The 12,198-nt window shown below is 70.4% G+C and carries 12 protein-coding genes, 2 tRNA genes and 1 pseudogene; 8 read left to right on the top strand and 7 right to left on the bottom strand.

Annotated features, from left to right (window positions below):
* Positions 1-33 precede the first annotated feature (33 nt).
* A pseudogene (locus ACGFIK_RS26755) lies at positions 34-666 on the bottom strand (hypothetical protein); the annotation flags it as partial.
* Between the two features lie 5 nt (positions 667-671).
* Positions 672-941 carry a hypothetical protein gene (locus tag ACGFIK_RS26750; protein WP_327024589.1) on the bottom strand — a complete coding sequence of 90 codons (270 nt, stop codon included), beginning with the start codon at positions 939-941 and terminating at the stop codon, positions 672-674.
* Positions 942-1,220: 279 nt separating this feature from the next.
* Here ACGFIK_RS26750 and ACGFIK_RS26745 point away from each other — a divergent pair, with 279 nt between their 5' ends.
* The 4 genes from ACGFIK_RS26745 to ACGFIK_RS26730 all read left to right on the top strand — a co-directional run bounded on the left by ACGFIK_RS26745 (position 1,221) and on the right by ACGFIK_RS26730 (position 6,686).
* Entirely contained in the window at positions 1,221-1,592 is a 372-nt protein-coding gene (locus tag ACGFIK_RS26745) for a YciI family protein (protein ID WP_327024588.1), read from the top strand.
* On the top strand, positions 1,556-2,965 hold the full coding sequence (locus tag ACGFIK_RS26740) for a sigma-70 family RNA polymerase sigma factor (RefSeq protein ID WP_327024587.1): 1,410 nt from the start codon (positions 1,556-1,558) through the stop codon (positions 2,963-2,965). Before ACGFIK_RS26745 ends, ACGFIK_RS26740 begins: the two co-directional genes overlap by 37 nt.
* 915 nt (positions 2,966-3,880) lie before the next feature.
* Positions 3,881-4,561: a dihydrofolate reductase family protein gene (locus ACGFIK_RS26735; RefSeq protein ID WP_327024586.1), complete on the top strand. Its 681-nt coding sequence runs from the start codon at positions 3,881-3,883 to the stop codon at positions 4,559-4,561.
* A gap of 127 nt (positions 4,562-4,688) precedes the next feature.
* Positions 4,689-6,686 (top strand): DUF4173 domain-containing protein, encoded by a 1,998-nt coding sequence (locus ACGFIK_RS26730; protein WP_327024585.1) that lies wholly within the window; start codon positions 4,689-4,691, stop codon positions 6,684-6,686.
* Between the two features lie 10 nt (positions 6,687-6,696).
* Here ACGFIK_RS26730 and ACGFIK_RS26725 read toward each other — a convergent pair whose 3' ends face one another.
* From ACGFIK_RS26725 to ACGFIK_RS26715, 3 genes are read right to left on the bottom strand one after another with little or no spacing between them, the layout of a single operon-like run.
* The gene (locus ACGFIK_RS26725) at positions 6,697-7,473 is read right to left on the bottom strand and encodes a MerR family transcriptional regulator (RefSeq protein ID WP_327024584.1); all 777 of its coding nucleotides are present in this window, start codon (positions 7,471-7,473) and stop codon (positions 6,697-6,699) included.
* Positions 7,474-7,503: 30 nt separating this feature from the next.
* Positions 7,504-8,265: an ABC transporter permease gene (locus ACGFIK_RS26720; protein ID WP_393341976.1), complete on the bottom strand. Its 762-nt coding sequence runs from the start codon at positions 8,263-8,265 to the stop codon at positions 7,504-7,506.
* Positions 8,262-9,059 (bottom strand): ABC transporter ATP-binding protein, encoded by a 798-nt coding sequence (locus ACGFIK_RS26715; protein WP_393341974.1) that lies wholly within the window; start codon positions 9,057-9,059, stop codon positions 8,262-8,264. Before ACGFIK_RS26715 ends, ACGFIK_RS26720 begins: the two co-directional genes overlap by 4 nt.
* Positions 9,060-9,148: 89 nt before the next feature.
* Here ACGFIK_RS26715 and ACGFIK_RS26710 point away from each other — a divergent pair, with 89 nt between their 5' ends.
* From ACGFIK_RS26710 to ACGFIK_RS26700, 3 genes are all read left to right on the top strand, one after another.
* Positions 9,149-9,988, top strand: coding sequence for an alpha/beta hydrolase (locus ACGFIK_RS26710; protein WP_327024581.1), 840 nt, complete (start codon positions 9,149-9,151; stop codon positions 9,986-9,988).
* A 212-nt stretch (positions 9,989-10,200) separates the two neighbouring features.
* Entirely contained in the window at positions 10,201-10,479 is a 279-nt protein-coding gene (locus ACGFIK_RS26705; RefSeq protein ID WP_199714641.1) for a type II toxin-antitoxin system Phd/YefM family antitoxin, read from the top strand.
* Entirely contained in the window at positions 10,476-10,886 is a 411-nt protein-coding gene (locus ACGFIK_RS26700) for a type II toxin-antitoxin system VapC family toxin (RefSeq protein WP_119578710.1), read from the top strand. Before ACGFIK_RS26705 ends, ACGFIK_RS26700 begins: the two co-directional genes overlap by 4 nt.
* A 115-nt stretch (positions 10,887-11,001) precedes the next feature.
* On the opposite strand, the gene ACGFIK_RS26695 is transcribed toward ACGFIK_RS26700, so the two are convergent.
* A tRNA-Ile gene (locus ACGFIK_RS26695) sits at positions 11,002-11,075 on the bottom strand.
* Between the two features lie 253 nt (positions 11,076-11,328).
* Positions 11,329-11,401: transfer RNA gene (locus ACGFIK_RS26690), tRNA-Asn, on the bottom strand.
* A 275-nt stretch (positions 11,402-11,676) separates the two neighbouring features.
* On the opposite strand from ACGFIK_RS26690, the gene ACGFIK_RS26685 reads away from it, so the two are divergent.
* Positions 11,677-12,078, top strand: a complete 402-nt coding sequence (locus ACGFIK_RS26685; RefSeq protein ID WP_357531658.1) for a hypothetical protein — start codon at positions 11,677-11,679, stop codon at positions 12,076-12,078.
* The last annotated feature ends 120 nt before the right edge of the window (positions 12,079-12,198 follow it).

Genomic DNA, 12,198 nt, shown 5'->3' with positions numbered 1-12,198 from the left:
TGAAGCGGTTGGCCTCCGAGGCCGGCTACCTGCTCAGACGTACGGCGGCTGGGCGTACGCGGCACGCAACGCGGCCAGCCCGGGAGCCTTGGGGCTCAAGGTGCCCCAGCCGGAGTTGAAGTAGTTGGTCCGGGCGAAGAAGGGCCCCCGCTCCGCGTTGAGCCGGGCGATCGCGGCCGGCACGGTGGCTATCCAGGCCGCCTGGTCCGGGATCTCGGCCACCCGGGCCCCCCACTCGGCGACGATCACCCGCCGGGACAGGGCCACCGGCCCCAGATCGGCCACCGCCCAGTCCTTGGTACGGCGGAACCGGGCCAGGGCAGTGTCCGAGGCGCTCGTCGCGTACACGTTCCATTGCAGGTAGTCCAGCCGCGACATCAACGACTCCGGATGGGTCCGGGTGAAGGAGGCCCGGTTGAAGCCCCCGGATCCAACCGAGAAGGTGCTCCCCGAGGGCGGCCCCTTGTCTCGGAACCAGTCGACGATGTACGTCACCGCCCGGGCGTCCGACTGCGCCCAGGTGTACGCCCTGCCGTTTTCGGTGGTGCCGAACTCGTTGTCGGTGTCCAGTTCGGAGGCGAGCTGGATGTTCACCCCGAAGCCCAGGGTCCGGTACTGCGACAGGGCCCGGGCGAACAGTCCGTCGCCCTGCCCGGAGGTTACCCGGGGCATCAGGCCACCGCCCGGAACACGGCCACGGCACCGTTGTCCGACACCCGGGTCCAGGTACGGTCCGAGTCGTCCGTGACGGTCAGGGTCAGGGGGTCGATGACGGCGCTGACCGTGACCGGGGCGCTGCTGTTGCCCTGGTCGTCGGTGACCACCAGGGTGACCGTGAAGGTCTTCGGGTCGGGGTCGCCGTAGGCGACCGTGAGCAGCATCTGGGCACCGGGGGCGTAGGTGGTCGAATGGAGAGAGGCGGTCACCGTGGGAGCGGCCATCAGGCGCTCCTTCCTGGTTCGGGGTCACCACGGCCCAGCGGCGGCGCGCGTCGACGGCCGGGATCGGCTGACACGCGGGGGCGGAACCTGGCGGGCTGAGGGGTGGCGACATCGCTGTCGGGCATGATGCAGGCGATCCGGCGGAGGGCCTGCTGTCCCCGTACGGCCGTGAAGAGTCGGATGTGGGCCCGCCATCCGCAGCCTTCTGACCTGTTACAACAGTGCATCGGGGCAGGCCCTGACATCCTGTCGCCTTGCTGACACTTCGGAGGATTCCCGGTGAAGTACCTGATGTTGATCTATGGCAACGAGCAGATCTGGGGCAGCCTGCCCGGCGGCGACCTGGCCGCGTTGATCGGCGAGGTGAACGCCTTCAACGAGGAACTGCGCGCCCGGGGTGAACTGGTCGACGTGCAGGGGCTGGACTCCCCGGCCCGCTCGGTGCGGATGACCGGGGACACCCCGGTGGTCACCGACGGGCCGTACCTGGAGGCGAAGGAGTACGTCGGGTCGTACTTCGTGGTCGATGTCGACAGTGAGCAACGGGCGCTGGAGATCGCCCGGTCGTACCCGGGTCTGCGGTTCGCCCCCGGCCTCGGCGGCGGCATCGAGATGTGGCCGTTGATGACCCACGAGGGGGCCGACCACTGAGCCTCGACGAGCACGCCGCCGAACTGCTGCGCCGCCTGTCCCCCCAGGTGCTCGGCGTGCTGGTGCGCCGCTACGGCGACTTCACCGCAGCCGAGGACGCCGTGCAGGAGGCGATCGTCGCCGCCGTGGAGAGCTGGCCGCGCGACGGCGTACCGGAGCATCCGGCGGCCTGGCTGCACACCGTGGCCGCCCGCCGCTACGTCGACCAGGTGCGCTCCGAGGCCGCCCGGGCACGCCGCGAGCGTACGGTGCTCGACGCCACCCCGCGTGACGCGCTGGTCGGCCCGCCCTCGGACGCCGACCCGCCCCGCGACGACCTGCTGGAGTTGTTCCTGCTCTGCTGCCATCCGGCGTTGCCGGCCGAGGCGCAGGTGGCCCTGACCCTGCGGGCCCTGGGCGGACTGACCACGGCGGAGGTCGCGGCGGCCTTCCTGGTGCCGGAGAAGACCATGGCCCAGCGGATCTTCCGGGCCAAGCAGCGGCTGCGCCAGGTGGGTGCCCGGTTCGAGTTGCCGCCGGAGGCTGAGCAGAGCGCCCGGCTGGCTGCGGTCCGCCAGGTGCTGTACCTGATCTTCAACGAGGGCTACAGCGCCAGCAGCGGCCCGCAGTTGCACCGGCCCGACCTGACCCGGCGGGCGCTGTGGCTGACCCGCCGACTGCACGACCGGCTGCCCGAGGACGGGGAGACCACCGGCCTGCTCGCGCTGATGATGCTGACCGAGGCCCGGTCCGCCGCCCGGGTGGGCCCGGACGGCGAGTTGGTGCCGCTGACCGAGCAGGACCGCCGCCGGTGGGACCGGAGGGCCATCGCCGAGGGCAGCGCGCTGGTGGAGCAGGCCCTGACCGCCTCGACCCCGGGGCCGTACCAGATCCAGGCCGCGATCGCCGCCGTGCACGCCGAGGCATCGACCACTGAGGAGACCGACTGGCCGCAGGTGCTGGCCCTGTACGAGCTGCTGGAACGCCTGGCACCCAACCCGGTGGCGTCCCTGAGCCGGGCCGTGGCGGTGGGCATGGTGCACGGCCCGGCCGCTGGGCTGGCCCTGTTGGCGCACCTGGAATCGGGCATCCTCGCCGGGCACCACCGGCTGCACGCCGTCCGCGCGCACCTGCTGGAGCTGGCCGGCGACCGGGCCGGCGCGGCAACGGCCTGGCGGCGGGCGGCGGAGCTCGCCGGCAGCGACCCCGAACGCCGGCACCTGCTCCGCCGGGCTGCCGCCGCAACTGACTCTGGTCGCAGTGCAGGGGTCACCAGGGCTCGGGGATGTTCACCGCCAGGCAGCGCTGCGTACCGAGAAGAGGCTTGTAGCAGGCGGACGCCTCCAGGTTGTAGCTGTGGTCGTTGCGGTGGAAGGAGGTGGTGCCACCGTTGAGGCAGGTGCTGCCGCTGACGGTCGTCCCGCCGGTGACCGTCCCGCTGGCGCACGCCCCCTTGGCGACGGCGGTCTTCTCCACCGTGTTCAGCGAGGAACGCAGATCCCCCGCCTGGTGGACGCCGTATCCGATGAGGCTGACGCCGGATCGGGTGACGGTGTACTGGTACGCCGTGGAGGTGTAGTACGACCAGCTGGCCCCGGTCCCGACGGTGCGCAGCCCCGAATCGGTGGCCGAGCCGGGGATGAACATGTAGAAACCCTTGTCGTTGGTGTTCGTTCCGTCGATCATCCGGTAGACGATCACCAACAGCCCCTGGTCGTAGCTGACCGTGTTGTATGTCAGGTAGCTGCCGTTACCGCAGGTGGTGCGGTCGGCGATGTAGCCGACACCGTACGCGTACAGCATCACCCGGGCGCAGCGTCCGTCCGCTGCGGTGTCCTCGATGGTGCCGAGGGTGGCCGAGGTGCCGGCGTTGTCGGTGGCGTAACCGGTCAGGCGTACCCCGGGCAGTGTGCCGGAGTACTGGTAGGCGTTCGGTTGGTAGTAGCTCCACGAGGCCGACCAGCCGGCACCTGAGGGCAGTGCGAGCGCCGGCGTGGCGGGCAGCAGGGCAACAGCGAGCGTGGCGACCAGTGCGGCGGCCAGTGTGGCGGCCGACCGTCGTAGGGACAGTGTCCTCATCGGCTCCTCCGTCTTGAGGCACGAGTCCACGAGCAGCGGATCTCTCACCGAATGATGACGGTCCACCCGGCGGCGCGAACGTCTCTGTCTCCAGGCAGACAGCGGCGTCGCAACGAGGTCCGTGTCGGTGATTCAGATCACAGTCAATCGCGGTAGTTGGCGTCGGTTCGGCTCCGATCCATCGGCGGGCGGGCACCCGTGGCGGGTGTCGCTAGACCGAGAGGAACGAGATGACCAAGGTGACCGCGCAGATGTCGGTGTCGCTGGACGGCTTCTACGCCGGCCCCCGGCATGACGGCGACGGTGACTGGCTGCATTCGGCGGAGAGCCACGGCTTCTTCCGGGTGACCCGCTGGGCCACCGAGGCGATGTCCTGGCGGGAACGGCAGGGCTTCGCCGGTGGCGCGCAGGACGTCAACTCCGACATCCTGGCCGAGTCGTTCGAGGCAGCCGGCGCGTACGTGATGGGTCGCCGGATGGCCGACGGCGGTGAGGTGCCGTGGGGCGACGAGCCGCCGTTCCGGGCACCGGTCTTCGTGGTCACCCACCGACCCCGCCCGACGCTGGTGCGCAAGGGTGGCACCAGTTTCACGTACGTCACCGACGGCGTCGCCAGCGCGGTGGCCCAGGCACGGGCCGCCGCGGGTGGCAGGGACGTGGCGGTTTCCGGGGGCGGCAGCCTGTTCCGGCAGGTCCTGCGCGCCGGTCTGCTCGACGAGTTCGAGCTGCACATCGCGCCGGTGGTGCTGGGCACCGGGATGCGGCTGTTCGACGCCGACCTGGACCTGGCCGACTTCGAGGCCATCGAACTGACCCCGACCCGGGTCGTGTCCGCGCCGCAGATCACCCACATCCGGTACGCGGTGCACGGGCGTGCTCCCCTCACCCTCGACGACCGGGGTCGCAGCTAGGGGTGGAGTCCTCCGGCGTGGTGGCGCGTCCGGCGGGGTTGCGGCGCGGCACATGCTCGGCGACACGGGGCGTCGAGAATGTGCGTCCGCGCCTAGAGTGACGGCAATCGTCGTCCAAGGAGGTGCGGTGTCCGAGCCGCCACCGGTCGAGCCGTCCCCGGATGCCGTCGGGGAGTCCCGCGAGGCCCCTGCTCCGACCGTCGCCGTCCCGGCGGATCCCGCCGGGGCGGCCCCCCGCCTGCTGGTCGTACCGGCCACCGAAGGATTGCCCTCCATCGTGTGGCCCGGTCCGACCGACCAGCCCGCCTGGGCGATCCCGGTGCAGGTGCCACCCGGCACCCGGGGCTACGCGATCTTCCTACCGCTGGTGCAGGAAGGCGAGCCCGCCACCGTAGCCGCGCCGCCCGCGCAGCGGACACCGGCCACCACCACACCCTCCACGACCACACCGGCTGCTGATGCACCACCGGCCGCTGCGCCGACCACGACAACCCCCGCCGGGCAGCCCTCATCCCCCGGTCAGCTTGCGCCCGCGGGGCGGCCGGGGGCGGCGAAGCCGGGTGGGTTCCCGGGTTCGTATCCGCCGCCCGGTCCGGCGTACGCCTTCAAGCCGACGCCCCCGCCGCCGACCTTCTTCGACCGGGTGTGGCCCGGCCCGCAGACGACCGGTCACCTGGCCACCCCGCTGGCCGTGCTGGTCGGGGCGCTGGGGGTGGCGGCCTTCGTGCCGTTGGGTCGTACCGGCATCGGCTGGTTCCTCGGTGGGCTGGTGCTCACGGTCGCGGTCGTTCTGGCGGTCCGGCAGCACACCGCCGAGCTTGCCCCTACCGAACGGTGGGTCCGGGCCGGTTGGGCCGGTGCCGCCGTGGCCCTGCTCGCCGTGCTGACCTTCCGAAACGCCTGGTGGCTGGTGACCTTCTGTGTGCTGGGGGCACTGGGCTGCGCCGCCCTGGCCATCGTGGGTGGGCGACGGGTGCGGTCGATCCTGTTCAGTGTGGTGGCCGCACCGATAGCCGGGCTGCGCGGGCTGCCCTGGGTACGCCGACACCTGCGGGCCCCCGGCAGTCCCGGCAGCGTACGCCGGGTGGTCGGTTCGGTGGTCGCCACCGTGATCGTCCTGGTGGTCTTCGGTCCCCTGCTGTCGTCGGCCGACGCCGCCTTCTCGCAGGCCCTCGGCGCGCTGCTGCCCGAGATCAGTGTCAGTGGTGTGTTCCGGTGGCTGTTCCTGGCGGCCGTGGGCGGCCTGATCGCGGTGGCCGCCGTCTACACGCTCGCCGCGCCACCGGATCTGTCCGGGGTGGACCGGCCCACCAACCGTCGGCTCGGCCTGCTGGAGTGGGCGCCGCCGATCGCCGCGCTGACCGCCCTGTTCGGCGGCTTCGTGGCGGTGCAGTTCACCGTCCTCTTCGGCGGGCAGCGGCATGTGTTGCAGACCACCGGCCTCAGCTACGCCGAGTACGCCCGCAGCGGCTTCTGGCAGTTGGTCGTGGTGACCGTGCTGACCCTGGCGGTGCTCGGCGGGGTGACCCGCTTCGCCCGGCGGGAGCGGCACCTCGACCGGGTGCTGCTGCGGGTCCTGCTCGGCCTGCTCAGCGCCCTGACCGTGGTCATCGTGGTGTCCGCCTTGTCGCGGATGTACACATACCAGAAGGTCTACAGCTTCACCGGCGAACGGATCTTCGTGATGGCCTTCGAGCTGCTGCTCGGGGCGGTCTTCCTGATGATCCTGGTGGCCGGCGTACGCTGGCGCGGCGGTTGGATCCCCCGGCTGGCCACGGCACTCGCGGTGGTGCTGCTGCTGGGTCTGGCGGTGCTCAACCCGGAGGACTACGCGGCCCGGCGCAATGTCGCCCGGTACCAGGAGACCGGCCGCATCGACGCCTGGTACCTGCGCGCCCTCTCCGCCGACGCCACGCCCGCCCTGGCCGCCCTGCCCGATCCGGTACGCCGCTGCACGCTGAGCTGGATCGCGAACGACCTGGCCGAACCGGACCCCTGGTACGCCTGGAACCGGGGTCGGGACCGGGCCCGGGCGGTGCTGGACCGGCTGGGGCCGGAGGCTATCGGCAACCAGCGGGACTGCCGCCGCGCCGACCAGTTCGACCTGCCGAAGACCCGCCGCTGACGGGCTGGAGTCAGCGCCGTTGCAGCGGCTCCATCCGGTTCCATCCGGCCCAGCCGCGCTCGCGCAGCAGGTTCCATAGCCGCTGCACCCTGGGGTCGGACTCCACGGCCAGGGCGTCGACGAGGTCATTCGGCAACTCGTCGTACGTCTCGTCGCTGAGGATCTCGCCGGAGCGGTACGCCTGCTCGGCCAGGCCCACCATGATGTCGGCGGCTTCCGCCAGCCGGGGGTCGTCGGTCTCCCCCGGCTCGTCGTCGAAGATCTCCGACAGCACCCGGTACAGCCGGACGACCTGCGGGTCATCGAGTTGGGCCAGCTTGCCGGGCATGAATTCGGCTATCCGTTCGGGCCAGCGGGCGGCGACCAGGATCCAGCCGTCCCGCTCCCCCTCCACCACCCGTTCCGACACCCCCAGCTCGCGGAGCCGGTCGAGGTAGGCGGCGACCTCCGGTGGGAGGGTCAGCCGGTCCCCGCCGACCAGTTGCGCGATCTGCCTGCGGCTGGTCTCCAACCGCTCGATCTGGTCCCGCAACCGCTCGTCGATGGTCCGGATCGCGTCGGCGAAGGCCGCAGGGTCGGCGTCGAGCAACTCACCGATACGGGCCAACGGCACACCGGCGTTGGCCAGGGTACGGATCTTCACTAGCGACACGACCGCCTTGGCGCCGTACCGTCGGTAGCCGGAGGAATCCCGTTCCGGCTCGGGCAACAGCCCTACCTGGTGATAGTGCCGCACCGCGCGCACGGTGACCCCGGCGTACGCCGCCAGTTGCCCGATCGTCAGCATGCTCCGATCCTGCCCCTCTCCACCGCCGACTCAGGCGACCCGACGCCGGTAGGTCAGCACCGCGAGGAGGTAGGCGACGACGAGGAGACCGACGCACCAGGCCAGGGCGGTCCAGATGTCGGCACCCACCGGCTGCCCGGCGAACAGGTCCCGGATCGCGTCGACGATCGCGGTCACCGGCTGATGCTCGGCGAAGCCCCGGACCGGGCCGGGCATCGACCCGGTGGGTACGAAGGCCGAACTGACGAACGGCAGAAACACCAGTGGGTACGCGAACCCGCTCGCGCCGTCCACGGACTTCGCGGTCAGGCCGGGCAACACGGCCAGCCAGGTCAGGGCCAGGGTTAGCAGGACCAGGATGCCGGCGACCGCTAGCCACCCCAGCACCCCCGCCCCGGTACGGAAGCCCACCACCAAGGCCACGCCGACGACCACCGCCAGCGAGATCAGGTTGGCGACCAGCGAGGTCAGGACGTGCGCCCACAGCACGGAGGACCGGGCGATCGGCATGGACTGGAACCGTTCGACGATGCCGCTCTGCATGTCCAGGAAGAGCCGGAAGGCGGTGTAGGAGATACCGGAGGCGATCGTGATGACCAGGATGCCGGGCAGCAGATAGTTCACGTACGACTCGGAGCCGGTCTCGATCGCGCCGCCGAAGACGTAGACGAACAGCAGCAGGAAGGCGATCGGCATGATCGCGGTGGTGATGATGGTGTCCGGGCTGCGGGCGATGTGGCGCAGCGAGCGGCCCAGCAGGACCCCGGTGTCGCCGAGAAGATGCTTGTTCATCGGTCTGCCTTCTTTGTTGCGGTGCCGACGAGAGCGAGGAAGACGTCTTCCAGACTCGGCTGCTTCTCGACGTACTCGACCTCGGGTGCGGGGAGCAGCCGCTTGAGCTCGTCGGGGGTCCCCTCGACGAGGATCCGACCCTGGTGGAGGATCGCGATGCGGTCGGCGAGTTGCTCCGCCTCGTCGAGATGCTGGGTCGTGAGCAGCACCGTCGTACCTCCTCCGGCGAGTTCCCGGACGGCCTGCCAGACCTCGATGCGCGCCTGCGGGTCCAGCCCGGTGGTCGGCTCGTCCAGGAAGATCACCGGCGGGTCCCCGATGAGGCTCATCGCGATGTCCAGGCGGCGGCGCATTCCCCCGGAGTAGGTCGCCACCCGCCGGTCGGCCGCCTCGGTCAGCGAGAAGCGCCGCAGCAGGTCGTCCGCGATCGCACCCGGGGCGGCCAGATGCCGGAGCCGGGCCACCAGGACCAGGTTCTCCCGCCCGGTGAGGATCTCGTCGACCGCCGCGTACTGCCCGGTCAGGCTGATCGACCTGCGTACGTCGTCGGCCTGGGTGCCGACATCGAACCCGTTGACCCGGACGGTCCCCGCGTCGGCCTTGAGCAGGGTGGCCAGGATCTTCACCAGGGTGGTCTTGCCCGCCCCGTTCGAGCCGAGCAGGGCGACGATGCTGCCCCGCGCCACGTCGAGGTCCACGCCGCGCAGCACCGGCAACTGCTTGAACGACTTCGCCAGATTTCGTACCTGGATCGCCAGCCCCTCGGCCCGACCGGCTGGTGGTGGAATGCTCATGACCGGCAGCATGGGGGGTTGACGCTGCGTCAGGGTCAAGCCCCGTCCGCCGCCCCCTGACAAAGGCTTCCGACGCGTACGGTCCCTGCATGGTCTTCTTCGATGGCACCGACGGCACCCGGCTCGCCTACCACCAGGTTGGCGAGGGTGCCCCGCTGATCTGCCTTCCCGGCGGCCCGATGCAGTCCTCGGCCTACCTCGGGGACCTGGGCGGGTTGTCGGCCCATCGCCTGCTCGTACGCCTCGACCTGCGTGGGACCGGTGATTCGGCCATCCCGGCGGACCCGGCGACGTATCGCGTCGACCGGCTCGTCGGGGACGTCGAAGCGCTACGCGCGCATCTCGGCCAGGAGCGGATCGACCTGCTGGGGCACTCGGCCGGCGGCGGTCTCGCCGTGCGATACGCCGCCCGCCACCCCGACCGGATCGGCCGTCTCGTGCTGGTCACCCCCAGCCCGCGCGTGGTCGACCTGGAGGTCACCGACGCCGACCGTCGCCGGGTCGCGGAACTGCGCCACAGCGAACCCTGGTTCCCTGCCGCCTTCGCCGCCTTCGAGCGGATCTGGTCGGGCGACGCCACCGAGGCTGACTGGCAGGCGATCGAACCCTTCATGCACGGCCGATGGGATGCCGACGTCCGGGCTCGACTCGACCGAGAGGCGAGTCAGCGGAACGCGGAGGCGGCCGGCATCTACTACTCGGCCGGGGCCGTTGACCCGCAGGCGACCAGAGCCGGCCTCGCCCACCTCCGGGCACCGGTCCTGCTCGTCGCCGGCGAATACGACGTCGCACTCCCCCCGAGCTGCGCCGCCGCGTACGCTGCCCTGTTTCCGCAGGCTGAGCTGGCCGTGCTGCCGGCCGGCGGACACCAGCCCTGGCACGACGATCCGGCGTGGTTCCGACAGACCCTGACAGCGTTCCTGCGCTGACCGGCTCGCCGGATGCACGGAGACGAGTCAGCGGCGGGTGCCAGACCGGGTCAGGTGTCACACCGCCATCGATCCGCCTCGACGTTGACGGCAAGTCGGCGGCGTCGGGATCTAGCGTGGCATGCCTCGTTGATCTCCCTGGTCAGCGAACAGACAGCCCGGATTACGCCAGGAGCTAGAACCGTAGAACATTTAGTTCTACACTCGTGTCCATGGAACGCATCGGTGTCCGGGAGCTAAACCAGAACACGAGCCAGGTGTTGGCTCGGGTGAGTGGCGGGGAGACCGTCGAGATCACCGATCGTGGACACCCGATCGCTCGACTTGTTCCGGTGGGCGACGACAGGTCGATTCTGGCCAAGCTGGTAGCGGCAGGGCGGGCCGTCGCCCCCACCGGAGGGGGCTCTGTTCCACTTCCACCGAAGCTCGGTGACGAGAGTGTAGACGTGGCCGCCTCGCTCGCTGCGATGCGTGACGAGGAGCGCTGGTGATCTATCTCGATTCCGCCGCCGTCGTCAAGCTGGTGCGGCAGGAAGCATGCAGCGCCGACCTTGTCTCCTGGCTCAACAAGCACGACGACGTGCCGCTGGTCTCCTCCGCGCTCGTCGAGGTGGAAGTGCCCAGAGCGCTGCGCCGATCAGCTCCGCAGGCGTTGATCGGAGTGCCGGCTGCTGTCGGACGGCTGTTCCGACTGGAGATCGACAGCACGATCCGTGCAACCGCAGCCGCGTTCGCCGAGCCGACGCTCCGCAGCCTCGACGCCATCCACCTGGCCACCGCCCAGGTACTGACCAACGAGTCCGGCACGGCACTCACCGCCTTCGTCACCTACGACCGGCGGCTGCTCGATTGCGCCAAGGAAGCAGGACTACCCGTAGCAAGCCCCGGCCAGAACTGACCCGCGAATCCACCACCCTGTACGAAGTCCGGCCGCCGCTTGACGCCCGGCCACGACGACGGCCGTGGCCTGCGTTTGCGGACTTGCACCCCTCCGTTTGGGTATCCGTTTCGAGTGGGGCGGGCGGGACTCGAACCCGCGACCGAGGGATTATGAGTCCCCTGCTCTAACCGGCTGAGCTACCGCCCCGGCACCGGGGCCGGAGTCATCCCGCCCCTGTCGATCACCGGCCGCTCATTACCGGCGTCGCCCTCCGCCTCAGCAGCACGATGGGCAACGCGAGAATACAGCGGGCAGCCGGGAAATCTGATCCCGCCCCGCCCACCGGCCGCACCAGCAGTGTCGATGCAACTGACGCCCTGGTAGCGGACATTCTCGGGCGGCCTCGAAACGGCGAATGCCCACCGGGCCGCCGGTGGGCATGTCGTGCTGGAGAAGCAAGCTCCCCCGTTTGGACTCGAACCAAAAACCTGCCGGTTAACAGCCGGCTGCTCTGCCAATTGAGCTACGGGGGACTGCACCGCCGCCCGGTGCGGATCTCTCCGCGCCGTGCGCCGGGCACAAGAGTACAGGACTCCGGGGGGTCTTGGTCCAGGGGGTTACCCTCACGATCAGCGGGGCGCACCGATCGGATTGTGTGGGGCAAATCGCCATCGCGGCACAAGGAGGTATGAGCAGAGAGCAGGATGGGTAGTTAGCTGCCGACGACAGGACGCAGGCGCGAACTGGTCGGCCCCGCCCCCGGGTTCGGGGGTGGGTCGACGGCGCGTCAGGTACGAGAGGAGCCGCCATGCGCGGAAAGATCATGTTCCTTGGCGGGCTGGCTGCAGGGTTCGTCCTGGGCGCCCGTGCCGGCCGTGAGAAGTACGAGGAGTTGATGGTCCAGGGTCGCAAGGTGCTCGACCACCCGACCGTCCAGGAGGCGGCCGGGGTAGCCCAGGCCCAGGCCAGCCGGCTCTACAACGAGGGCAAGGACAAGCTCGGCCACTCGAAGCTGGGCGAGAAGCTGAGCCCGAACGGCAAGCACGAGTCCAGCTCCGCCGACGATGCCTTCGCCGGCACGCCGGCCACGGCGGGCGCCAAGTCCAGTTCCAGCTCGTCGGGGTCGACCACCAGCTCGTCGACCACCGGGTCGACGACCTCGACCACGGCCCGCAGCAAGCCGTCCGGCACCAACGGCACGAACCTGTAGCAACCCTTTCAGCCGGGCCCGATCGCCACTGCGGCGGTGGGGCCCGGCTGCTGTGTGTGCACCTCAGGCAAAGCGTCCAGCCCTCGCGGGGTAACTTTCGCCCGTATTGAACAAAAGTCC

This window comes from Micromonospora sp. NPDC048871 (assembly GCF_043198155.1).
Taxonomy (GTDB): domain Bacteria; phylum Actinomycetota; class Actinomycetes; order Mycobacteriales; family Micromonosporaceae; genus Micromonospora.
Note: the sequence above shows the minus strand (reverse complement) of the source record. Positions and strands in the feature narration are given on the sequence as shown.

Excerpts from the sequence above, each read along its gene's own strand:
- ACGFIK_RS26715 (WP_393341974.1), bottom strand. The coding sequence starts at position 9,059 with ATGAGCATTCCACCACCAGCCGGTCGGGCCGAGGGGCTGGCGATCCAG.
- ACGFIK_RS26685 (WP_357531658.1), top strand. The coding sequence starts at position 11,677 with ATGCGCGGAAAGATCATGTTCCTTGGCGGGCTGGCTGCAGGGTTCGTC.
- ACGFIK_RS26725 (WP_327024584.1), bottom strand. The coding sequence starts at position 7,473 with ATGCTGACGATCGGGCAACTGGCGGCGTACGCCGGGGTCACCGTGCGC.
- ACGFIK_RS26750 (WP_327024589.1), bottom strand. The coding sequence starts at position 941 with ATGGCCGCTCCCACGGTGACCGCCTCTCTCCATTCGACCACCTACGCC.
- ACGFIK_RS26705 (WP_199714641.1), top strand. The coding sequence starts at position 10,201 with ATGGAACGCATCGGTGTCCGGGAGCTAAACCAGAACACGAGCCAGGTG.
- ACGFIK_RS26710 (WP_327024581.1), top strand. The coding sequence starts at position 9,149 with ATGGTCTTCTTCGATGGCACCGACGGCACCCGGCTCGCCTACCACCAG.
- ACGFIK_RS26735 (WP_327024586.1), top strand. The coding sequence starts at position 3,881 with ATGACCAAGGTGACCGCGCAGATGTCGGTGTCGCTGGACGGCTTCTAC.
- ACGFIK_RS26720 (WP_393341976.1), bottom strand. The coding sequence starts at position 8,265 with ATGAACAAGCATCTTCTCGGCGACACCGGGGTCCTGCTGGGCCGCTCG.